Annotated in this window: 22 protein-coding genes; 5 read left to right on the top strand and 17 right to left on the bottom strand. The window is 73.7% G+C overall.

The genetic code is table 11. From position 1 onward, the window contains the following. The first annotated feature begins 121 nt into the window (after nucleotides 1-121). Complete coding sequence (locus ACLQ22_RS21610; protein WP_425693899.1) at nucleotides 122-1,852, top strand: ABC transporter ATP-binding protein; 1,731 nt, start codon at nucleotides 122-124, stop codon at nucleotides 1,850-1,852. Further along, nucleotides 1,849-3,660 carry an ATP-binding cassette domain-containing protein gene (locus ACLQ22_RS21615; RefSeq protein ID WP_425693900.1) on the top strand — a complete coding sequence of 604 codons (1,812 nt, stop codon included), beginning with the start codon at nucleotides 1,849-1,851 and terminating at the stop codon, nucleotides 3,658-3,660. Before ACLQ22_RS21610 ends, ACLQ22_RS21615 begins: the two co-directional genes overlap by 4 nt. A 23-nt stretch (nucleotides 3,661-3,683) precedes the next feature. On the opposite strand, the gene ACLQ22_RS21620 is transcribed toward ACLQ22_RS21615, so the two are convergent. From ACLQ22_RS21620 to ACLQ22_RS21655, 8 genes are all read right to left on the bottom strand, one after another. Next, nucleotides 3,684-4,262, bottom strand: a complete 579-nt coding sequence (locus ACLQ22_RS21620) for a response regulator transcription factor (RefSeq protein ID WP_425693901.1) — start codon at nucleotides 4,260-4,262, stop codon at nucleotides 3,684-3,686. A gap of 156 nt (nucleotides 4,263-4,418) precedes the next feature. Beyond that, nucleotides 4,419-5,024, bottom strand: a complete 606-nt coding sequence (locus ACLQ22_RS21625; RefSeq protein ID WP_425693902.1) for a response regulator transcription factor — start codon at nucleotides 5,022-5,024, stop codon at nucleotides 4,419-4,421. 180 nt (nucleotides 5,025-5,204) lie between these two features. Then, nucleotides 5,205-5,330, bottom strand: coding sequence for a hypothetical protein (locus ACLQ22_RS21630; RefSeq protein ID WP_425693903.1), 126 nt, complete (start codon nucleotides 5,328-5,330; stop codon nucleotides 5,205-5,207). Nucleotides 5,331-5,665: 335 nt separating this feature from the next. Beyond that, nucleotides 5,666-6,616, bottom strand: coding sequence for a twin-arginine translocase subunit TatC (tatC, locus tag ACLQ22_RS21635; protein WP_425693904.1), 951 nt, complete (start codon nucleotides 6,614-6,616; stop codon nucleotides 5,666-5,668). A 17-nt stretch (nucleotides 6,617-6,633) separates the two neighbouring features. Continuing rightward, nucleotides 6,634-6,960 (bottom strand): Sec-independent protein translocase subunit TatA, encoded by a 327-nt coding sequence (gene tatA / locus ACLQ22_RS21640; protein ID WP_425693905.1) that lies wholly within the window; start codon nucleotides 6,958-6,960, stop codon nucleotides 6,634-6,636. Between the two features lie 208 nt (nucleotides 6,961-7,168). Continuing rightward, entirely contained in the window at nucleotides 7,169-7,417 is a 249-nt protein-coding gene (locus ACLQ22_RS21645) for a DUF5320 domain-containing protein (protein ID WP_121398246.1), read from the bottom strand. 10 nt (nucleotides 7,418-7,427) lie between these two features. Beyond that, nucleotides 7,428-8,483 (bottom strand): helix-turn-helix transcriptional regulator, encoded by a 1,056-nt coding sequence (locus ACLQ22_RS21650; protein WP_425693906.1) that lies wholly within the window; start codon nucleotides 8,481-8,483, stop codon nucleotides 7,428-7,430. Beyond that, nucleotides 8,480-9,478, bottom strand: coding sequence for a helix-turn-helix transcriptional regulator (locus ACLQ22_RS21655; RefSeq protein ID WP_425693907.1), 999 nt, complete (start codon nucleotides 9,476-9,478; stop codon nucleotides 8,480-8,482). Before ACLQ22_RS21655 ends, ACLQ22_RS21650 begins: the two co-directional genes overlap by 4 nt. A gap of 126 nt (nucleotides 9,479-9,604) precedes the next feature. Between ACLQ22_RS21655 and ACLQ22_RS21660 the strand changes: the two genes are divergently transcribed. Beyond that, on the top strand, nucleotides 9,605-10,561 hold the full coding sequence (locus ACLQ22_RS21660) for a cation diffusion facilitator family transporter (protein WP_425693908.1): 957 nt from the start codon (nucleotides 9,605-9,607) through the stop codon (nucleotides 10,559-10,561). A 63-nt stretch (nucleotides 10,562-10,624) separates the two neighbouring features. Beyond that, nucleotides 10,625-11,710: a DUF3866 family protein gene (locus tag ACLQ22_RS21665; RefSeq protein ID WP_425693909.1), complete on the top strand. Its 1,086-nt coding sequence runs from the start codon at nucleotides 10,625-10,627 to the stop codon at nucleotides 11,708-11,710. Between the two features lie 120 nt (nucleotides 11,711-11,830). On the opposite strand, the gene ACLQ22_RS21670 is transcribed toward ACLQ22_RS21665, so the two are convergent. The 9 genes from ACLQ22_RS21670 to arc all read right to left on the bottom strand — a co-directional run bounded on the left by ACLQ22_RS21670 (nucleotide 11,831) and on the right by arc (nucleotide 20,732). Continuing rightward, a complete protein-coding gene (locus ACLQ22_RS21670) occupies nucleotides 11,831-12,379 on the bottom strand; it encodes a carboxymuconolactone decarboxylase family protein (protein WP_425693910.1) in 549 nt (182 codons plus the stop codon). Nucleotides 12,380-12,527: 148 nt separating this feature from the next. Then, nucleotides 12,528-12,713 (bottom strand): hypothetical protein, encoded by a 186-nt coding sequence (locus tag ACLQ22_RS21675; RefSeq protein WP_121398242.1) that lies wholly within the window; start codon nucleotides 12,711-12,713, stop codon nucleotides 12,528-12,530. Nucleotides 12,714-12,781: 68 nt separating this feature from the next. Next, on the bottom strand, nucleotides 12,782-14,140 hold the full coding sequence (pafA, locus tag ACLQ22_RS21680) for a Pup--protein ligase (protein WP_121398241.1): 1,359 nt from the start codon (nucleotides 14,138-14,140) through the stop codon (nucleotides 12,782-12,784). Between the two features lie 455 nt (nucleotides 14,141-14,595). Then, nucleotides 14,596-15,417, bottom strand: a complete 822-nt coding sequence (gene prcA / locus ACLQ22_RS21685; protein WP_121398240.1) for a proteasome subunit alpha — start codon at nucleotides 15,415-15,417, stop codon at nucleotides 14,596-14,598. 61 nt (nucleotides 15,418-15,478) lie between these two features. Then, nucleotides 15,479-16,318, bottom strand: a complete 840-nt coding sequence (prcB, locus tag ACLQ22_RS21690) for a proteasome subunit beta (RefSeq protein ID WP_199729334.1) — start codon at nucleotides 16,316-16,318, stop codon at nucleotides 15,479-15,481. Then, nucleotides 16,237-16,677 (bottom strand): endonuclease VII domain-containing protein, encoded by a 441-nt coding sequence (locus ACLQ22_RS21695; protein WP_425693911.1) that lies wholly within the window; start codon nucleotides 16,675-16,677, stop codon nucleotides 16,237-16,239. The genes prcB and ACLQ22_RS21695 overlap by 82 nt, the downstream gene beginning before the upstream one ends. A 267-nt stretch (nucleotides 16,678-16,944) precedes the next feature. Continuing rightward, nucleotides 16,945-17,160 carry a ubiquitin-like protein Pup gene (locus tag ACLQ22_RS21700; protein ID WP_067366797.1) on the bottom strand — a complete coding sequence of 72 codons (216 nt, stop codon included), beginning with the start codon at nucleotides 17,158-17,160 and terminating at the stop codon, nucleotides 16,945-16,947. A gap of 106 nt (nucleotides 17,161-17,266) precedes the next feature. Continuing rightward, nucleotides 17,267-18,784, bottom strand: coding sequence for a depupylase/deamidase Dop (dop, locus tag ACLQ22_RS21705; protein WP_121398237.1), 1,518 nt, complete (start codon nucleotides 18,782-18,784; stop codon nucleotides 17,267-17,269). 166 nt (nucleotides 18,785-18,950) lie between these two features. Beyond that, nucleotides 18,951-20,732, bottom strand: coding sequence for a proteasome ATPase (gene arc, locus ACLQ22_RS21710; RefSeq protein ID WP_366643546.1), 1,782 nt, complete (start codon nucleotides 20,730-20,732; stop codon nucleotides 18,951-18,953). A gap of 177 nt (nucleotides 20,733-20,909) precedes the next feature. On the opposite strand from arc, the gene ACLQ22_RS21715 reads away from it, so the two are divergent. Further along, nucleotides 20,910-21,206, top strand: coding sequence for a ferredoxin (locus tag ACLQ22_RS21715; protein ID WP_366643547.1), 297 nt, complete (start codon nucleotides 20,910-20,912; stop codon nucleotides 21,204-21,206). The last annotated feature ends 43 nt before the right edge of the window (nucleotides 21,207-21,249 follow it).

Here is a 21,249-nt window from a genome sequence, read left to right on the forward strand (position 1 = left end):
CTGCTGCTCTGCGGCGACAGCTCGCTGTCCGTCACGACCTGCAACTGATCAGGTCATCACGCGAGGCCCTGGGCGGATGGACGTGTCCGCCCAGGGCCGCACGTCTTCTGCGGGAGGACCGATGCGGACGCCGACCGGCTCCGACCAGCTGCTGCGGCGGGTGGTCCGCGACGGCGGCGGCTGGACGGTCCTGCTCGGCGCGGTGGCGCTCACCGGCGCCGCCGCCGAACTCGCCCTGCCCGCCGCCCTCGGGCTCGCGGTCGACGCCGCCGTCGGCGGCGACGGGGGCGTCCGGTGGCCGACCGCCGCCTGCGGCCTGATCGCCGTCCTCATGGCCACCGACATCCTCACCGACGTGGCCAGCGGGTACGGCGCGGCCCGGGCCACCGCGCGGCTGCGCCTACGCCTGCTGCGCCACCTGTTCGCCTGCGACGTCCGCACCGTCCGCCGCTATCCGGTGGGCGACCTGGTCAGCCGCCTCGCCGCGCAGGCCGCCGACGCCGGGCAGGCCGGCACCGCCGTGGTCCTGGGCGTCGTCGCGCTGCTCCCCCCGGTCGGCAGCGTCGTCGCGCTCACCCTGCTCGAACCGCTGCTCGGCGTCACCCTTCTCGCCGGGCTGGCCCTGCTCGCGCTGCTCATGCGCGCCTTCGTCACCGACGCCTCCGCCGCCGTGGCCGGCTACCAGCGGGTGCTGGGCGTGATCGCCGGCCGGCTGCTGGAGGCGCTCGGCGGCGCCCGCACCATCGCCGCCGCCGCGACCGTCGACCGGGAACGCGAGCGGGTGCTGGCGGCCCTGCCGGAACTGCGCGGGTACGGACTGCTCAGCTGGCGGCTGCTGGCCCGGGCGAGCGCCCGCACCGCCGCCGTCGGGCCGCTGCTTCAGGTGGCCGTCGTGGCCGTCGGCGGGTACGCGCTGACCGTCGGCTGGCTCACCCCCGGCCAACTCGTCGCCGCCGTGCAGTACGCGGCCCTCGGCGCCGGGCTGGGCGCGGTGCTGGCCACCCTGAACCGGCTGGTCCGCAGCCGCGCGGCGGCCGGCCGGATCGCCGAACCGCTGGCCCACCCGGTACGCCCCGACGGCGCCGAGGCGCTGCCGCCCGGCCGGGGTGAACTGCGGCTGCGCGGGGTCGGCGTGCGCGCCGAGGACGGGCGGCCGGTCCTCGACGGGATCGACCTGACCGTCCCGGCGGGCGCCACGGTGGCCGTCGTCGGCCGCTCCGGCGCCGGCAAGTCGACCCTCGCCGCGGTGGCCGGCCGGCTGCACGACCCGGACGCCGGCGAGGTGCTGCTGGACGGGGTGCCGCTGCGCCGGCTCGACCCGTCCACGCTGCGCCGGGCCGTCGGCCACGCCTTCGACCGGCCCGTGCTGGTCGGCGAGACGGTGCACGACGCGATCGGGCTTGGGCTGCCCGCCGACTCGGCGCGACCGCCCGCCGGCGCCGCCCCGGCCACCCCGGCGGTGCTGACCGCGGCACGGGCGGCGCAGGTCGCCGACGTCGTCGCCCGGCTGCCCGAGGGTTTCCGCACCCGGCTGGCCGACGCGCCGTTCTCCGGCGGCGAGACGCAGCGCCTCGGGCTGGCCCGCGCGTTCCCCGCCGAGCGGCTGCTCGTCCTCGACGACGCCACGTCCAGCCTGGACACCGCCACCGAACACCGGATCGCCCGCGCGGTGGCGACCGGCGCCGGCGGGCGTACCCGACTCGTGGTGACCCACCGCGCGACGACGGCGGCGGCGGCCGACCTGGTGGCGTGGCTCGACGGCGGGCGGCTGCGGGCCGTGGCGCCGCACCGGCAACTCTGGTCCGACCCGGCCTACCGGGCGGTCTTCACGCCCGGCGGAGACGCCCGATGAGCGGCCCCGGCGTACGCCGGACCACCTGGGCGGCGCTGCGGGCCCGCCGCCGGGCCCTGGGCCGGCTGGCCGCCTGGTCGGCGGTGGAGGCCCTGCCGGCGTTGCTCGCCGGGGTGCTCGTGGCCCGGGCCGTCGACCGGGGTTTCCTGGCCGGCCAGTTCGGCACCGGCCTGGCCTGGCTGGCCGGGCTCGCCGCGGCGGTGCTGGTGGGCGCGGCGGCCACCGGACAGGTGTACCGCACGCTCGGGGCCGTGGTGGAACCGTTCCGCGACGAGTTGGCCGCCCGGGTGGTGCGGGGGGCGCTGCGCGACGCCACCCGGGCCGGCGGCCGGGCGGACAGCGCCACCGTGGCCCGGCTGACCCACCAGGTCGAGGTGGTCCGGGACACCTTCGGCGGGCTGCTGCTGGTGGTCCGCGGGTTCCTGTTCACCGCCGGTGCCGCGCTGCTCGGCCTGCTCGCCCTGGCCCCGCCGCTGGCGGGTGCGGTGGCCGCCCCGCTGGTGGTGGGGCTGGCCGTGTTCGGGGCGTCGCTGCCGGCCATGGTGGCGCACCAGCGGGCGCAGGTGACCGCCGGCGAGCGGCTGGGTCGCGCGGCGGCGTCGGCGCTGGCCGGGCACCGCGACGTCGTCGCCTGCGGCGCGCAGGAGCGCGTGGTGTCCGACGTGGGGCGGCGGGTCGCGGCGCAGGCCGACGCGGAGCGGACCCTCGCGCGGATGGCGGCGTTGCGCAGCCTCAGTCTCGGCGTGGGCGGCTGGCTGCCCGTGGTGGTGCTGGTGCTGGCCGCGCCGTGGCTGGTCCGGCAGGGGCTGAGCGCCGGCGCCGTGCTGGGGGCGCTGGTCTACGTCACCACCGGGCTGCAACCCGCCCTGCACGCGGTCGTGCAGGGCGTCGGCGGCGGCGGCCTGCGCTACGCCGTCACGCTGGGCCGGATCCTGCGCACCAGCCCGCCCCCCGACCTGCGGCCGCCCACCGCCCTCCCGTCGCCGCCGGTCGCCGCCCCGGCGGGCCCCCCACCGGCCGCCGCCGGCCCGGCGCCGTCGTCCGCCGCTGCCGTCGGCGCCCCGCCGGCGGTCGCGCTGCGGGGGCTGACCTTCCGGTACGGCCCGCACGCCCGACCCGTCCTGGCGGACCTCACCCTGACGGTGTCGGCCGGCGAGCACCTGGCCGTGGTGGGGCCGAGCGGCGCCGGCAAGTCCACCCTGGCCGCGCTGGTCGCCGGGCTGGCGGCACCGGAGTCGGGCACGGTCCACCTGGCCGGCGTACCGGTCGACGGCACGCCGCCGGAGGCGCTGGCCCGGCTGCGGGTGCTGGTGCCGCAGGAGGCGTACGTGCGCACCGGTTCCGTCGGCGACAACCTCCGCTACCTGCACCCCGACGCCGACGACGCGACGGTCCTGGCCGCCGTGCGTACCCTCGGCGCCGGTCCCCTGGTGGCCCGCCTCGGGGGTCTCGACGCCGAACTCGACCCGGCCGCCCTCTCCGCCGGGGAGCGTCAGCTCGTCGCCGCGGTCCGGGCCTACCTCGCCCCGGCGCCGCTGGTGATCCTCGACGAGGCGACGTGTCACCTGGACCCGACCCTGGAGGCGACCGTCGAGCACGCCTTCGCCCGCAGGGGCGGCACCCTGGTGGTGATCGCGCACCGGATCAGCTCGGCGACCCGGGCGCGCCGGGTGCTGGTGTTCGACGGCGACCGGCCGCTCGTCGGCACCCACGACGACCTGCTGATCCGCTCGCCCACCTACCGCGAGCTGGTCGGACACTGGGAGGACGTGGCGCCGCCGGACCGCGTGCCGCTCGGCCGCTCCTGACCGCCGCGGGGCGGCGCCGGGCGTCAGATCCAGCCGGCCTCGCGGGCGACCCGCACGGCCTCGATCCTCGTGCGCGCGCCCGCCTTGCGGGCGATCCGGCCGAGGTGGTTGCGCACGGTCCCCGGGGCGAGCCCGAGCGCCCGGGCGACCTCCACGACCGGCGCACCGGCCGCGGTCAGGTCGAGGATCTCCGTCTCCCGCGAGGTGAGCGGGCTGTCCCGGTTCAGTGCCGCCATCACCAGGTCGGCGTCGACCACCGACTCGCGGCGGGCGAGGCGCCGGATGCCGTCCAGCACCCGGTGCGGTGAGACGTCGCTGCCGAGGATCCCGACGGTGCGCCCCGGCACGAAGACCCGGTGCAGGCTGCGCGCGCGGCGCCGGTCGGCGAGCACCAGCAACGGACACTGCCCCGCCACGCCCGCCTCGCCGATGAGGTCGAGGTCCACGACCGCGACGTCGGGACGCTGCGTCCGGACCGCCGGCGGCAGGGCGTCGCCCCGGTCCAGTTCCGCCACCACGCTGATGTCCGCCTCGGCGGCGAGCACGAGCGACAGGGCGCCACGGACCAGGGCGCCGTCGAGAGCGAGCAGGGTACGGATCAACGTCGACCCCTCCGGAGCGTCGTCAGACAGATCACGGACCGTCAGAATTCAAACACGCCCCGCCGGGTTCCGCTCGGCGAGCGACCCGCCATCGTCCAGGCCGGACGGGGGCGGCCGGCGCCGGCACCTCCCGGCCGGCCGGGCGCGCCCGGCCCGCTACATCCAGCCGTCGCGGCGGGCGCGCCACACCGCCTCCATCCGGTTGCGGGCACCGGTCTTGCGCATGATCGCCGACAGGTGGTTGCGCACCGTCCCGTGCGCCAGGTAGAGCCGGCGGGCGATCTCCTTGAGCGGCAGGCCCTCCGCGGCCACCCGCAGCACCTCCACCTCCCGGCGCGTCAGCGGGCTCGACGCGGGGCGCAGCGCCGTCACGGCGGCGGCGGCGTCGATGACCTTGCCTCCGGCGGCGAGTTCCCGGACGGCGCCGACCAGCGCCTCCAGGGAGGCGTCCTTGCCCACCAGGCCCCGTACGCCGGCGGCCAGCAGGTCCCCGACGATCCGCTGGCTCCACCGGCGGCCCATGGCCAGCACGGCGGTGTCGGGCATCGCCCCGGTGGTCTCGGCGACGACCTCGACCGGGTCCGGGGCGTCCGGCGCCAGGTCCACCAGCACCACGTCCGGCCGGTGCCGACGCACCAGGGCGGGCAGCTCCGCCACCCCGGTCACCTCGGCGACGACCTCGATGTCCTCCTCGCTCGACAGTGCCGCGCACAGCGCGGTACGCAGCAGGCCCATCTCCTCGACAACGACGACGCGGATCAACGCGTGGCTCCGATCTGGGGTGCGGGGGCGGCGAGCGGTCCCGTTCACGGGACTGCGCAGGCCGGCCGGACGGAACGGCTGGATCATGAAGCGCGACTACGACGATCGACGGCGGGACATCCGTGTGGCCCGGCCCGGGGCGGAGGGACCGGACGACCGCGCGGGCGGGCCCGCCCGGACTCAGCCGGGGCGGGCACTCACCCCGGCAGACCGGTCACCCGGGGCCGCCGCCGGGGCGACGGCGGCCCCGTCCACGGCGGCGGCCGGCTCGCGGGGCGGGGCGACAGTCAGGACGCCGGTCCCCACGGCAGCTCCCCGCCGCACGAGGAACCGGGCGACGGGCACCCCGGGCCGCGTCGGCGGGGAGGTGGCCTCCGGGCCGGTGACGGGTGGACGACGACACGTCGGGCGACGCACTGGACAGCGACCTCCCTCGTCGGACACGTCGACACATCGTAAAGATCTGCTTACCCGATTGCAGCTCGTGGGTGTCACGTGACGGATTGCCGACTGGGTGCTGACGGCTGACGCGCCGTGCGTTAGGGGCCGTTCCGCGGTGCCGTACGCACCGGGGCGGCAACGGAACAAGCCCCCCGGTGAAGGAGGGCTTGTTCCGTTCGTCGACGGGGACGACCGGCCGGTCAGGTCATGTCGTCGTAGCGGCGCTCGATCGGCGCCGGCGCGGCGACCGGCTCCGGGGCGGTGATCGGCGCGCTGGCGTCCACCCGCTGCCCGGCCTCCACCGGGTCGGGGTCGAACTCCAGCGGCGACACCTCGTCGTCGCCGACGCCCGCGTAGACCTCCTTGCCACGTCCCCTGCGCTTGTCGTTGAGGAACGCCACCCCGACGGCGACGAAGTAGAGCAGCGACAGGCAGAGCGCCAGCAGGGTCATGCCGAACGGCCCGGGATCGGGGGTGGCGATCGCCGCGAACGCGAAGCAGATGAAGACCACGGCCCGCCACCAGCTGAGCAGCCGGCGGGCGCTCACCACCCCGGTGAAGTTGAGCATCAGCAGGGTGAGGGGGAACTCGAACGCGACCCCGAAGAGCAGGATCATGCTGGTGACGAACGAGATGTACCGGGTCACCTCCAGCTGGGTGTCGGTGCCGGTGACGCCGGCCTCCAGCAGGAAGGCCAAACCCTTGTCGACCACGAGGTAGGCCAGCACCGCGCCGGCGGCGAACAGGGGCGCCGCGATCGCGACGAAGACGTACGCCCACTTGCGCTCGTGCCGATGCAGGCCGGGCGCGATGAACGCCCAGAGCTGGTAGAGCCAGACCGGGGCGCCGATGATCAACCCGATCCAGAGCGCCAGCTTCAGCTTGAGGACGAACCCGTCGGTCGGTGCGAGCAGCAGGAAGTTCTGGCACTCACCGTCGACGATCATGCCGGGAAGCCGGCAGTACGGCTGCTTGAGCAGGTTGAACGCAGGCTGCGCGAGCAGGAAGCCACCGATCAGCCCCACCGCGATCGCCAGCGAGGCGCGGAACAACCGGGTGCGCAGCTCGCGGATGTGCTCGATGAGCGTCATCGAGCCGTCGGCGGCCCGTTCGAAGTTGCTCGGGCCGCGCTTCTTGAGGGCGAAGGCCACGGTCTCGGGCCCTTCGGTCAGTTGTCGCGGACGCGCTGCGCCGGGTCGTTGACCGGGGGTGCGTACGGCTGCTGCTGCGGGGCGACGTGCGGCTGCTGCCCGGCGGGCGGCGGCGCGTACGGCTGGCCCTGGACGGTCTGCGGCGGGAGCGGCTGGTAGCCGGACTGCGCGTCGGCCTTCTCGGCGAGGTCGCGGTCGTCGTCGTGCAGGCTCTTGGTCTCGGCCTTGATGATCCGCAGCGAACGGCCCAGCGAACGGGCCGCGTCAGGGAGCCGCTTCGCGCCGAAGAGCAGGATCAGCACGACCACGAGTACGGCGATGTGCCACGGCTTGAGGGCACCCATGGGAAGCTCCAGTCGCTCTGTGTCGTCGTGTGGGGTGTACCGCAGCCCATCGTACGTCCGCCGACGGCCGCTGCCACCCGCCGGGTGGTGGTGGTTCGTCCCGGCCGGTGAAGTCTTGACCAACGCGGGACGTCCCGTCAACCATCTGCCGGAGGATCATTCCTGCGTGCGACCGGACCGGATCGCGCAGGGACCGGGCACCGACCGATCAGCCGCCGCGTTTCGCCTTGATCACGGCCAGCCGCCGCTGGGTGGTGTCGAGCTGCTCCTGGAGAGCCTCCGCCCGCGCCTGGAGGGTCTCGGCGGTCTCCCGCAGCGCCTCCGCTTCGGTCGCCCGGCGTTGCAGGGCCACGGCCGCGCGACGCAGCCGGGGCAGCCGCGCCAGCACCGGCCGCAGGGCCAGGGCGAACACGACGAGCGCGAACAGCACCACCGCGAGCACGATCCACTTCACCACGGCGGCCAGCCTACTGCGTGCCCGCGGTCACCGCCGGGTCGGCCGGGGACACCGCCCGCGGCGTGTCCGCCCCGCCGACGGGCACGGGTGGCGGCGGCGACGCGTACGCGTCGAGGGCGGCCACCGCCGCGGCCCGGACCTGCTCGGCCAGCTCGACCGGGGCGACCACGGCCACGTCCGGGCCCAGGCCCAGCACGAACCGGCGGGCCCAGCCCAGGTCGGTGACCCGCAGCGACACCAGCCAGTGGTCGCCGTCGCCGGCCTCGACCCGCTCGCACGGGTAGTACTCCGTCAGCCACCGCTCGCCCCGACCGATCTGCAGGGTGATCAGCGGCAGGTCCGGCGATGGGCGGAACACGCCCTCGGTGAGGTCGTGCGGGCGGGCCTGCGGCGGCACCACCGCCCGCTCGTCCAACTCGGTGACCGCGTCGATGCGGTCGGCCCGGAACAGTCGCACCGCCTCCGCCCGGCGGCACCACGCCTCCACGTACGCCCGCCCGCCGACCATCAGCATCCGCAGCGGGTCGACGACGCGGTCGGTGGTCTCGTCCCGCGCGGCCGTGTAGTAGGTGATGCGCAGCGCCCGGCCGCTCTCGACGGCCGCCCGCAGCTCCGCCACCCGGCGGGTGTCGGCGGGCAGCCGGACCTCGACCGGCGCCGCCACCAGGTCGCCGGCCGCGTGCTCGATCTTGGCCAGCGCCCGCTCGACGGCCTCCCGGTTGGTCACCCCGGGCGTCTCGGCGAGCATCCGCAGCGCCACCACCAACGCGAGGGCCTCGTCCGGGGTGAGCCGCAGCGGCCGGTCGATGCCGGCGTCGTAGGTGATCGTCACCCGGTCGCCGTCGAAGGCCATGTCGATCAGGTCACCGGGGCCGTAACCGGGCAACCCGCACACCCAGAGCAGCTCCAGGTCCTCGCGCAGCTGCCGCTCGGTGACGCCCAGGTCCCCGGCCGCCTCGGCGAGCTCGATGCCGGGCCGGGCCAGCAGGTAGGGCACCAGGTTCAGCAGCCGGGCCAGCCGGTCGGCCGACGTGCGGGAGCCGCCCCGGGCGGCCGGCCGGGTCACCGGACACCCCCGGCGACCACGAGGTCGTCGTGCCGGGCGGCGATCTCCTTGAGCCGCTGGATCACCGCGTCGCGCACCTCCGGCGGATCGAGCACCCGCACGTCCGGGCCGTAGCCGACGAGCTGGCCCGCGAGGACGTCCGCGTCGGCGTAGGGCAGGACGAGCCGGTCGCCGTCGGGGCAGGCGGTGACGTCGACCGCCCAGCGGCGCAGCCCGGCGGCGCGGCCGGCGGCGACCAGCACGGTGGCCCGCCCGGTGCGCTCCGTCGGCCCCGACCAGCGGGCCACGTGGCTGATCAGGTCGACCCCGGCCGGCGGCTCGTAGCCCCCGGGGGCGCCGGTCGCCCGGACCGTGCCGACCACCCGGGACAGCCGGAAGCAGCGGGTCGCCTCGCGGTCGAGGTCGTGCCCGACCACATACCAGCGGCCCCGCCAGCAGACCACGCCCCACGGCTGGAGGCGGCGGCGGGTGGAGTCGTCGCGGTCGGGCACCCGGTAGTCGAAGCTGACCTCGCGCCGGTCCCGGGCCGCCGCGGTGAGCGGCGCGAACGCCGGGTCCACCGTCACCATCGGCTCCAGGCCCAGCGTGGCCTGCGGGTCCACGTCGACGCCGGCGGCGCGCAGCTTCGCCAGCCCGGAGGAGGCGGCGGCGGCCAGGCCGGCGTGCTGCCACAGCCGGGCGGCGATGCCGACCGCGGCGGCCTCGTCCGGTTCGAGGGGGATGTCCGGCAGCGCGTACTCCCGGTGGGCGATCCGGTAGCCGGGCTCCGCGTCGAAGACGCTCGCCGTCCCGGTCTCCAGCGGCACGCCCAGCTCACGCAGCTCGGCCTTGTCCCGCTCGAACTTGCGCTGGAAGGCCTCGTGGTCACGGGCGTCGTCCGGATCGTGCTCGTAGCCGGGCACGGTCGCGGCGATCTGCGCGGCGGTCAGGAACCGTCGTGTGGACAGCAGGCAGATAACCAGGTTGACCAGGCGTTCGGTGCGGGTCCGCGACACGCGGTAGACGCTAGCAGCCCGCGCGCCGCGCCCGTGCACCCACGCGGGCAGGACGTGCCCGGCGTCGCGACCGGCCCGAACGCTGCTCGCCGGGCGGAGCGCCGCCGACGACCCTACAGTGACGTGGTGACCCAGCCGGAGGTGCGGACCGAGAGCGTCGGCACCGTCGTGGTCGCGGGGGCCGCCAACCTCGCCATCGCGGTGGCCAAGCTCGTCGCCGGGGTGATCTCCGGGTCGGCGGCGATGCTCTCCGAGGCCGTGCACTCCGTCGCCGACACCACCACCGAGGTGCTGCTGTACCTCGCGCTGCGCCGCGGGGCGCGGCCCGCCGACGCCCGGCACCCGTTCGGGTACGGCAAAGAGAGCTACGTCTGGGCGTTCCTCGCGGCGCTGTTCACGTTCGTCGCCGGCGCCGGCTTCGCCATCACCCACGGCGTCACCACCATCCTGGTGCACGAGCACAGCGGCGACTACCTGGTCACCTACGTCGTGCTGGCGGTGTCGTTCGCCATCGAGTCGGTCTCGCTGGCCCGCGCCGTGCGCCAGGTCCGCACCGAGTCACGGCGCTGGCGCACCACGCCGCGCCGGTTCCTGCACCTGACCTCCGACACTGCCCTGAAGGCGGTGTTCCTGGAGGACAGCGCGGCCCTGATCGGGCTGGTGCTGGCCGCCGCCGGGGTGGCCCTGTCCCAGCTCACCGGTGACGAGTTCTTCGACGGCGCCGCCTCCGTCCTGATCGGCGTGCTGCTGCTCGTGGTGGCCGCCGTCCTGGCCCACAACAACATCTCGCTGCTGGTCGGTCGGGCGGTGCCCGAACGGCTGCGCGGCGAGATCAGCGAGGAACTCGCCGGCCTGCCCGCCGTGCGGCGGATCGACACCCTGCTGACCATGCAGCTCGGCCCGAGCGACGTCCTGGTCGCCGCGAAGGTGGACTTCGACGACGAGGCGAGCGGCGCGACCATCGAGGCCGCCGCCGACCAGGCCGAGCGGCGGCTCACCGCCCGCCACCCGCAGATCCGGTACGTCTTCCTCGACCCCACCCGCAGCGGCGACGCCCCGGAACCCGGCGGCCCCGGCGGCTGACCGCCGACCGGCCGTGCCGCCCCGGGCGCGCCCGCTCCGGGCGGCGACGCTAGCGTGCCGGGCATGGTGCGATGGCGGTCGGGAACGGTGACGGCGCTGCGGCGGCAGTGGACCGGGGCGGTGGAACTGGATGTCGACCTGTCCGACGGCGGCACCGTACGCGCCCTTGCCTACCCCGCCCTCGTCGGCCGGCCCGAGCCCGGCGACCGGGTGCTGCTCAACGCCGGCGCGCTGCTGATGGGCCTCGGCACCGGCGGGTACGCCCTGGTCGTGGCGTTGCCCGACCGGCTGCCCCCGGACCCGCCGCAGGCCCTCGACAGCCGCGACGCCGGCCACCTCGTCAAGGCCCGCTACACCCCGCTGCAGCCGATCCTGCTCGGCGTCGACGAGGAGGCCTCCCCGCACCGGGAGGTCATGGCAGCCGCCGACGACCTGGCCGGCCTGCCCGTCGTCACCGCCGACCTGCACTCCGCGCTGCCGGCCGTCCTGGCCGGCATCCACGCCGACGCCCCCGCCGCCCGGGTGGCGTACCTGCTGACCGACGGCGGGGCACTGCCGGCCTGGTTCTCCCGCACCCTCGCCGCCCTGCGCGACCACCTCGTCGGCACGGTCACCGTCGGCCAGGCGTTCGGCGGTGACCTGGAGGCGAGCACCGTGCACAGCGGTCTGCTGGCCGCCCGGCACGTGCTGCGCGCCGACGTGGCGATCGTCGCCCAGGGGCCGGGCAACCTGGGCACCGGCACCCGGTGGGGCTTCTCCGGGGTGGCCGTCGGCGAGGCCGTCAACGCCGTCGCCACGCTGGGCGGGCGCCCGATCGGTTCGCTGCGGATCTCCGACGCGGACCCCCGCCCCCGCCACCGCGGCGTGTCGCACCACAGCCTCACCGCGTACGGCCGGGTGGCCCTCGCCCCCGCCGAGCTGGTCGTGCCCGACGGCCTGGCCCCGGCGCTGGCCGGCGAGGTGGACGCGGCACTGGCGCCCCTCACGGCGCGGCACACCGTCGTCCGGGTGCCGACCGACGGGCTCGACGCCGCGCTGCGGGCCGCGCCGGTGCCGCTGTCCACCATGGGCCGGGGCCTCGACGCCGACCACGCCTACTTCCTGGCCGCCGCCGCGGCCGGCCGGCACGCCGCGCGCCTGCTGTCCTGAGCCGCCCGGCCCCCGGGGTGCCCCCGCGACGCCCTCGGGCGGGCGGGGTCGACGCTTCGGCGGACGGGCGGGGTCGGCTTCGAGGCGGGCGGGGCGCAGGTCGGCCCGGCGGCGGTCCGGTCAGATCGCGCTGTAGCCGTGGCGCACGATGTGCTCGGCGGTCCGCTCGTACACCGCCGGGTCCTCCGGGGCCAGCGTGCCCAGCCCGTCGACGTACCGGTTGAACATGCAGAACGCGGCCGCGATCAGGACCGTGTCGTGGATCTCCAGATCCGTCGCGCCGGCGACCCGGGCGGCCTTGACCAGCTCCGCCGTCACGTCCCGGCCGCTGCGCTGCACGGCACCGGCGATCTCCAGCAACGCCCGCAACTTGTCGTTGACCTCGGCGGTCGCCGGATCGGCACGGACCTGGTCGACGAGCCGCATGCCCGAGGGCAGCTGCGCCGCCGCGAACGCCGAGTGCGACGCGCAGCAGAACCGGCACTCGTTGAGCCCCGACACGTACGCCGCGATCAGCTCCCGCTCCCCCGGGGTCAGCGTCGGGTGCGGGGCGCGCAGCAGCGTCTCCGCCAGCTCGTTGAGCGGCTTGGCCGTCTCGGGGCGAAACCGCATCGGGCCGCTGATGCCCGGATGCGCCCGCTCGTCGAGGCCGAGGTCGATGTGTGCCATGCGGTCACCCTCCCTGCCACGACCACGCAGCGTGCGCGGCCGGTCACCCGACAAAGTCGAACGGGCACGACTGTGCCAGCTTCGCCGCAGCCGGCACAACTTCGATTGTGCGGAGTTGCCGGGTCGGCAGGAACGGCGCCGGGACGGCTCAGGACAGGAAGATCAGGGCCAGCCAGGCGCCCACGATCAACACCAGCGCGAGCGCCAGCACCCAGGTGGGCACCGTGTATTCGCCGCGCCGGTTGCGTTCGATCTCGGCGCGGATCTTCTCGCGGCGGCGCTCGGCCCAGTTCTGTCGCTGGCGGCCGCTCTCGGGAGGTTCGGAAGTCGTCATGGCGCGGTCAGCCTACCGGCCCGGCCGGCCCGGACGGCGGTCAGCACCGCACCGGGCCGGCCGCACCGTCACATGCTGGCGATCAGCCGCTCCACCCGCTCGTCGTACGCCCGGAACGGGTCCTTGCAGAGCACGGTGCGCTGCGCCTGGTCGTTGAGCTTCAGGTGCACCCAGTCGACGGTGAAGTCGCGCCGCTTCTCCTGTGCGTGCCGGATGAACTCCCCGCGCAACCGGGCCCGGGTCGTCTGCGGCGGGGTCTCCTTGGCCTCGAAGATCTCCGGGTCGGTCGCCACCCGGTCCACCTCGCCGCGCCGCTCCAGCAGCCCGTAGAGGCCCCGGCCCCGGCGCAGGTCGTGGTAGGCCAGATCCATCTGGGCCACCCGTGGGTGCGACAGCGGCAGGTCGTGCTTGCGCTGGTAGCGCTCGATGAGCCGCAGCTTGGTCACCCAGTCGATCTCCCGCGACACCGGTTCCAGGTCGCCGGTCTCCACCGCGCGCAGCACCCGGCCCCACAGCTCCACCACCCGCTTGGCGGTCTGGTCGCCGCCGCGCCGCTCCACGAACTCGGTCGCCTTGGCCAGGTATTCCTGCTGGATCTCCAGCGCGCTGACCTCCTTGCCGGAGGAGAGCCGCACCTTGCGCCGGCCGGTGATGTCGTGCGACACCTCGCGGATCGCCCGGATCGGGTTCTCCAGCGTCAGGTCACGCATCACCACCCCGGCCTCGATCATCCGCAGCACGATGTCGGCGGTGCCGACCTTGAGCAGCGTGGTGACCTCGTTCATGTTGGAGTCACCGACGATGACGTGCAGCCGGCGGTAGCGCTCCGCGTCCGCGTGCGGCTCGTCGCGGGTGTTGATGATCGGCCGGCTCCGGGTCGTCGCCGACGAGACGCCCTCCCAGATGTGCTCGGCCCGCTGCGAGAGGCAGTAGACCGCGCCGCGCGGCGTCTGCAGGACCTTGCCCGCGCCGCAGATCAGCTGCCGGGTGACCAGGAACGGGATCAGCACGTCGGCCAGCCGGCCGAACTCCCCGTGCCGCGACACCAGATAGTTCTCGTGGCAGCCGTACGAGTTGCCGGCCGAGTCGGTGTTGTTCTTGAACAGATAGATCTCGCCCGCGATGCCCTCGTCGTGCAGCCGCTTCTCCGCGTCGATGAGCAGACCCTCCAGGATCCGCTCGCCGGCCCGGTCGTGCGCGACCAGGTCCACCACCGAGTCGCACTCCGGGGTGGCGTACTCCGGGTGCGAGCCGACGTCCAGGTAGAGCCGGGCGCCGTTGCGCAGGAAAACGTTGCTCGACCGGCCCCACGACACCACACGGCGGAAGAGGTACCGGGCGACCTCGTCAGGGGACAGCCGCCGCTGCCCACGGTAGGTGCAGGTGACGCCGTACTCGGTCTCGAGGCCGAAGATTCGCCGCTCCATGATGAGACATTAGCCGCCCGAGGCCCCAGATGGGCAGCGCACACCGCGCCCGTCTCGCACGGGATCGACGACGGTCGGCCCCGGACACCGCAGCGACAGGCCCGGCGAGCGCGCGGCGGTCACGAGGCGCGGGATGGCCACGGCCGCTCACCGTACGCCCGCCGGGTGGGGGCGCCGCCACGCCGCCCTACCGCGCGGAGCGTCCCCGTTGGACCCTCGGCGGGACGCACCGTTGGGGTGCCGGATGGGACGGCCGGCGGCATCAGGGCACGGGCGGCCGGTCCCGTACGTCGACGTCGGAAGGCCTCTGCGACGCCCGGGAACGTCGGACGTCGGCGGCGCCGGCCCGGTGGTTGCGCGACGCGCGGACCGGGCCCGACCCGCTGGCAGGCCGGGCCCGGGAGGACGGTTCGGGCGTCTTCCACGCCCGGACCGTCCTCCCGGCGCGTGCCCCGCTACGCCTCGGGGGTGTCCCGGCCCTCCAGGTCCGCCGAGCCGGCCGACGTGGTGGGCTTCTTCGCCTCCTCGGTCGGCGAGGTCGGCGTCTCCGGGCGGGCCGACACCGGCTCCTCGGCCTTGTCGCCGTCGAGCAGCGCGGTCAACGCGGCCCCGGTGATACGGCGGAACGTCCGCCCCACCCGGCGACGGTCCAGGACCGCCACCTCCAACTGGTTGGCGGCGATGGTCCGGGCGGCGCCGCCCTCTCCCCCGACGCTGCTCAGCGCCTGCATCGCGACCTTCACCGCCTCGCCCAGCGACATGTCCGGACGGTGGTGGGACTTCAGCACGCCGGTGATCGCCTCGGCCTGCCCGCCCATCGCCATCCGGCCCGGCTCGTCGTTGACGGATCCGTCGTAGGTGAGCCGGTAGAGCTCGTCGTCCTCGGCGGTGGTGCCGACCTCGGCCACGCAGATCTCCACCTCGAACGGCTTCGACTGCTCGGTGAAGATGGCACCCAGGGTCTGCGCGAAGGCGTTCGCCAGGGCCCGGCCGGTGACGTCACGCCGGTCGTAGCTGAGGCCGTTCAGGTCGGCCATCCGCACGCCGGCGCGGCGCAGGTTCTCAAACTCGTTGTAGCGGCCGACGGCGGCGAAGCCGATCCGGTCGTAGATCTCACTGACCTTGTGCAGGGCGCTGGAGAGGTTCTCGGCGACGAAGAGCACCCCGCCTTCGTAGCTCAGGACCACCGCGCTGCGGCCCCGGGCGATGCCCTTGCGGGCCAGCTCGGAGCGGTCGCGCATGATCTGCTCGGGCGAGGCGTAGAACTGCATGGCCACGGCGGCGGTTCTCCTTAGGGCGCTGTGCTGACGGCTGCTGACTGGTGCGGGCGGGAGCGGATCAACCGCCCGGGTTCTCCATCCGGCCGGAGACGACGCTCTCGGCGATGGCCGACATCTCCTCGTCGTTGAGCCGGTGGGTGCCCTCCGCCGTCGCCGTCATCACCACCGGGTAGATCCGCCGGATCAGGTCCGGGCCGCCGGTCGCGGTGTCGTCGTCGGCCGCGTCGTAGAGCGCCTCGACCGCGAGTCGCACCGCCTCGTCGATGGAGAGCCCCGGCTGGAAGCGCTTCTTCAGCGCCGACCGGGCAAAGAGCGAGCCGGAGCCGATCGCGTCGTAGCCGGTCTCCTCGTAGGGGCCACCGGTGACGTCGAAGCTGAAAATGCGGCCGGCCCGCGCCGGGTCCTTCGCGGCCAGGTCGTAGCCGGCGAAGAGCGGAATCACCGCGAGACCCTGCATCGCGGCGCCCAGGTTGCCACGGATCATGGAGGCGAGCCGGTTGGCCTTGCCGTCGAGCGAGAGCATCGCGCCCTCGATCTTCTCGTAGTGCTCCAGCTCCACCTGGAACAGTCGCATCAGCTCGATGCCGATACCCGCCGTGCCGGCGATGCCGACCAGGGAGTACGCGTCGGCCGGGTGCACCTTCTCGATGTCGCGCTGGGCGATCAGGTTGCCCATGGTCGCCCGCCGGTCGCCGGCCATCACGACACCGCCGGCGGCCGAGATGGCCACGATGGTCGTCGCGTGCGGCGCCATGTCGGCGGCCATGCCCGGCGGCAGCGGCCGGCGGCCGGGCAGCATCTCGGGGGCCACCTTGCTCAGGAACGAGGTGAAGGAGGACGTCCCCGCGTTGGTGAACACATCTGGTAGACGCCCGGATGGATCAAAGCCCGCTGCCACGTGGTTCCTCTCAGATATGTGATCGCCCCGGCCAGCCGCGACTGATCGTCACGGAACTGGCCGAGACCACCGTTGCAGTTGAAGCACAATATCCCGCGCACCCACCCGGTGCGATGATCGTGGTCGAGATGTTGGGGATCCGGCGTGCCGCAGATCGCGCAGACGCCGGACTGCTCGGCCAGGAGCTCCTGGAACTCCTTCTCCCCGATGCCGTAGCGCCGCCGCAGGTGGTACTCGCGGTTCCCCCCGTACAGGCGCTGCTTGGTCTCGCTGGTCCTGGCGTTGTGACAGGGCTTGCAGTAGGTGGCATAGCCGGTGCTGTCGGACCGGTTACGGGGAAAGTCGGTCGCCGGTTTCACCGCCCCACAGTCAGCGCAGAACCGATGCCCCTCCGGGAGTTCCCGTATGGGCTTGACGTCCCGCCCGTGCGTCTCTCTGACCCGCTTGGCGTAGCTGGCCTTGGACCGCTGGTTGAAGCACGGTTTGCAGTAGCTGCCGCGACCGCTGGGCCGTTTGCTGCTCGCACAGAAATCCTCGAGCGGCTTCCAGTCCCCACAGTCACGGCAGCGCCGGCGCCCGTCCCGGTCGTCAGAGGGAAGTGACATGTCCGTTTCGTCCTGGTATAGTCACTGACCTCCCTTTTGCACGTAACCGCGCACGAATTCCTCGGCGTTCTCCTCGAGGACGGAGTCGATCTCGTCGAGCAGGTCGTCGACATCCTCGGTGATCTCGGCGTGCCGCTCGGCGACCTCCGGGTTCGCCTCCGTGGTGACGTCCTCGATCTCCTCGCCCTGACGCGACTTGCCCGACTGCGACTGCCCGCCGCTGTCACGAGTGGCCATTGCTGCCTCCTCCACGATCGCCCTGCGATCAACTTACCTCGCGGAGGCGACGAAAAGCCCGCCGCGCGCCGGCTTCGGCGCACGGCGGGAATCCGTCGACGACGCCTCAGCCGCCGGTGAGGGTCTCCAACAGGTCCTTCGCGCTGGGGCAGCGGTCGAAGAGCGCGCCCACGTGCTTGCGGGTGCCACGCTCCGGCTCCATCATCGGCACCCGCACCAGCGACTCCCGGCCGACGTCGAAGATGACCGAGTCCCAGCTGGCCGCGACGACCTCGGAGGCGTACTGGGCCAGGCAGCGGCCGCGGAAGTAGGCCCGGGTGTCCTCCGGCGGTTCGGTCATCGCGGTGCGGGTCTGCTCGTCGTCGAGCAGCGTCTTCATCGCGCCCCGGGAGACCAGCCGGTGGTAGAGGCCCTTCTCCGGGCGGACGTCGGAGTACTGGAGGTCGACCAGTTGCAGCTTGTGCGAGCCCCAGCCGAGCTGCTCCCGCTCCCGGTAGCCCTCCAGCAGCCGCAGCTTGGCCACCCAGTCCAGCTCGTCGGCGCAGAGCATGACGTCGCGGCCCAGCCTGTCCAGCACGCGTTCCCAGCGGGCGAGCACGTCGAGGGTCTGCTCGTCGGCGTCGGTGCCGTAGCGGTCGTCCACGAAGGACCGGACCCGCTCGTAGTAGGCCCACTGCACGTCCAGGGCGGTCAGCCGCCGCCCGTCACGCAGCCGCATCCGGTGCGTCAGGCTCGGGTCGTGGCTGACGGCGCGCAGCTCGCTGACCGGGTCGGCGATGCCGAGGTCGGGGCCGAGCGCCTTCTCCTCGATCATCGTGAGGATCAGCGCCGTGGTGCCGACCTTGAGGTAGGTGGAGATCTCCGACAGGTTGGCGTCGCCGATGATGACGTGCAGCCGGCGGTACTTGTCGGCGTCGGCGTGCGGCTCGTCGCGGGTGTTGATGATCGGCCGCTTGAGGGTGGTCTCCAGGCCGACCTCGACCTCGAAGAAGTCCGCACGCTGGGAGATCTGGAAGCCGCTCTGCCCGCCGTCCTGGCCGATGCCGACCCGGCCGGCGCCGCAGACGATCTGCCGGGTCACGAAGAACGGCGTCAGGTACGCGACGATGTCGGCGAACGGCGTCTGCCGGCGCATCAGGTAGTTCTCGTGCGAGCCGTAGCTGGCGCCCTTGTTGTCGGTGTTGTTCTTGTAGAGGTGGATCGGCTGGGTGCCGGGGATGGTGGCGGCGCGGCGGGCCGCCTCGGCCATCACCCGCTCCCCCGCCTTGTCCCAGCGCACCACGTCCAGCGGGTTGGTCACCTCCGGTGTGGAGTATTCCGGGTGGGCGTGGTCGACGTAGAGGCGTGCGCCGTTGGTGAGTATCACGTTGGCCAGCCCGAGGTCCTCGTCGGCGAGTGCCTCGGCCGGGTCGTACGCGGCGCCGGAGTAGGTGAAGCCGCGCGCGTCCCGCAGCGGCGACTCCTCCTCGTAGTCCCAGCGGGCGCGGCCACCCCGGTTGAGTTCCGGGCGCGCCCCGTAGGCGTTGACCACCTGGGAGGAGGTGACCATGGGGTTGGCCCCGGCCTGGCCGGGAACGGAGATGCCGTACTCGACCTCGGTGCCCATGATCCGTCTTACGCTCATCGACCTACCCGCTTCGCTCGCCCGACCCGGTCCCCCGTCACGTCGAGCGTAGTCGGCCGCGCGGCGGAAGGGGGCGCGGCGGACCGGGGCGACGGGGGCGGAGAGGCGGGCGCGGACGGGACGGGGCCCGTGACGCGTCGCGTCACGGGCCCCGTGCGGGTGTCCGTCAGAGGTACTGGCCGGTGTTGCTGGCGGTCTCGATGGACCGGCCGGCCTCCGCGCCCTTGCCGCCGGAGACGAGCGTGCGGATGTAGACGATCCGCTCGCCCTTCTTGCCGGAGATCCGGGCCCAGTCGTCGGGGTTGGTGGTGTTGGGCAGGTCCTCGTTCTCCCGGAACTCGTCGACGCAGGCGTCGAGGAGGTGCTGCAGGCGCAGGCCCTTGCGTCCGGAGGTGAGGAACTCCTTGATGGCCATCTTCTTGCCCCGGTCGACGATGTTCTGGATCATCGCGCCGGAGTTGAAGTCCTTGAAGTAGAGGACTTCCTTGTCGCCGTTGGCGTAGGTGACCTCGAGGAAGCGGTTCTCCTCGGTCTCCGAGTACATCCGCAGCACGACCGCGTCGATCATCGCCGCGACGGTGGCCTGGGGGTCGCCGCCGTGCTCGGCCAGGTCGTCCGGGTGCAGCGGCAGCCCGGAGAGGATGTACTTGGAGAAGATGTCCTTGGCCGCCTCGGCGTCCGGCCGCTCGATCTTGATCTTGACGTCGAGTCGGCCGGGGCGCAGGATCGCCGGGTCGATCATGTCTTCCCGGTTGGAGGCGCCGATGACGATGACGTTCTCCAGCCCCTCGACGCCGTCGATCTCGCTGAGCAGCTGCGGGACGATCGTGTTCTCCACGTCGGAGGAGACGCCGGAGCCGCGGGTCCGGAAGATCGAGTCCATCTCGTCGAAGAACACGATCACCGGGGTGCCCTCGCCGGCTTTCTCGCGGGCCCGCTGGAAGATCAGCCGGATGTGCCGCTCGGTCTCGCCGACGTACTTGTTGAGCAGCTCCGGGCCCTTGATGTTGAGGAAGAAGCTGGTGTGCTTCTCCTTTCCCTCCCGCTCGGCGATCTTCTTCGCCAGCGAGTTGGCCACCGCCTTGGCGATCAGCGTCTTGCCGCAGCCGGGCGGACCGTAGAGCAGGATGCCCTTCGGCGGGCGGAGCTGGTGCTCGCGGAACAGGTCGGCGTGCAGGAAGGGCAGTTCCACCGCGTCGCGGATCTGCTCGATCTGCGAGTGGAGGCCACCGATGTCGGTGTAGTCGACGTCGGGCACCTCCTCCAGGACCAGTTCCTCGACCTCGCTCTTCGGGATCCGCTCGTACGCGTACGCCGAGCGGGGCTCGATCATGAGCGAGTCGCCGGCCCGGATCGGCGCACCGATCAGGGTATCGGCGAGGTGCACGATGCGCTCCTCGTCGGAGTGCGAGACCACGAGAGCCCGGTCGCCCGGGCCGCCGTCGGGACCCGCGAGGATCTCCTTGAGCATCGCCACCTCGCCGACCCGCTCGAAACCGAACGCGTCGACGATGTTGAGCGCATCGTTGAGCAGGACCTCCTGGCCGCGCCGCAGTTCGGCGACGTCCAGCGAGGGCGAGACGGCGACACGGAGCTTGCGTCCGCCGGTGAAGACGTCCACCGTGCCGTCGTCGTGCCGCGCAAGGAAGACGCCGTAACCACTCGGCGGTTGCGCGAGGCGGTCGATCTCCTCCTTGAGCGTCACGATCTGCGCGCGAGCCTCCTTGAGGGTGCTCACGAGCCGGTCGTTGTTCTCGGTCAGCCGCGCCAACTGTGCCTGGGTGGCCGCCAGCCGCTCTTCGAGCTGCCGGACGTGTCGGGGGCTTTCGGTCAACTTGCGCCGCACCAGAGCGAGTTCCTCTTGAAGGAACGCGACCTGCGTGGAGAGATCGTGGGCCTCCTTCTCCCACCGTGCGGCGCGCGAGTCCGCGTCGTCGCTGCGTGCCACGTCCCACCTCCCCGGGGGGCTTGAACGTTCTGCCCTAACACTAGCCGCTATGAGGCCGATTCGGTCCCACGCAACGCGCTCGTCACCGAACCTTGATCGCGAAGGGTGGCCCGGGGGGCCGGTACGGGCGTTCGGGTACCGTCGGGGCGTGGGACGGGAGAACATGGGGGGTGCGCCGTGGCGGAGGTCGTGACGGACGAGTTGCAGGTCTGGGTTGACCAGGATCTCTGCACAGGCGACGGGCTCTGCGTGCAGTACGCGCCCGAGGTCTTCGAGTTCGACGTCGACGGGTTGGCGTACGTCAAGGGCCCCGACGGCGAGCTGCGGATGGCGCCGGGCAGCCGGGTCGACGTGCCGGAGCACCTGCGCCTCGAGGTGATCGACTCGGCGAAGGAGTGCCCGGGCGAGTGCATCCACGTGGTGCGCGGCAGCGACGGCGTCGAGGTGGCCGGTCCGGAGGCCGAGGAGGACTGACGGCCCGGTCCTCCCGCGCCGTCGGGCGCGGGAGGACGACACG

The sequence above is a fragment of the Micromonospora sp. DT178 genome (genome assembly GCF_049841695.1).
Lineage (GTDB): Bacteria > Actinomycetota > Actinomycetes > Mycobacteriales > Micromonosporaceae > Micromonospora.

What these genes read in the sequence shown, in the direction of transcription:
- ACLQ22_RS21610 (WP_425693899.1), top strand. Translation starts at nt 122, where the DNA reads ATGCGGACGCCGACCGGCTCCGACCAGCTGCTGCGGCGGGTGGTCCGC.
- ACLQ22_RS21615 (WP_425693900.1), top strand. Translation starts at nt 1,849, where the DNA reads ATGAGCGGCCCCGGCGTACGCCGGACCACCTGGGCGGCGCTGCGGGCC.
- tatA (WP_425693905.1), bottom strand. Translation starts at nt 6,960, where the DNA reads ATGGGTGCCCTCAAGCCGTGGCACATCGCCGTACTCGTGGTCGTGCTG.
- ACLQ22_RS21665 (WP_425693909.1), top strand. Translation starts at nt 10,625, where the DNA reads ATGGTGCGATGGCGGTCGGGAACGGTGACGGCGCTGCGGCGGCAGTGG.
- ACLQ22_RS21670 (WP_425693910.1), bottom strand. Translation starts at nt 12,379, where the DNA reads ATGGCACACATCGACCTCGGCCTCGACGAGCGGGCGCATCCGGGCATC.
- ACLQ22_RS21675 (WP_121398242.1), bottom strand. Translation starts at nt 12,713, where the DNA reads ATGACGACTTCCGAACCTCCCGAGAGCGGCCGCCAGCGACAGAACTGG.
- pafA (WP_121398241.1), bottom strand. Translation starts at nt 14,140, where the DNA reads ATGGAGCGGCGAATCTTCGGCCTCGAGACCGAGTACGGCGTCACCTGC.
- ACLQ22_RS21700 (WP_067366797.1), bottom strand. Translation starts at nt 17,160, where the DNA reads ATGGCCACTCGTGACAGCGGCGGGCAGTCGCAGTCGGGCAAGTCGCGT.
- dop (WP_121398237.1), bottom strand. Translation starts at nt 18,784, where the DNA reads ATGAGCGTAAGACGGATCATGGGCACCGAGGTCGAGTACGGCATCTCC.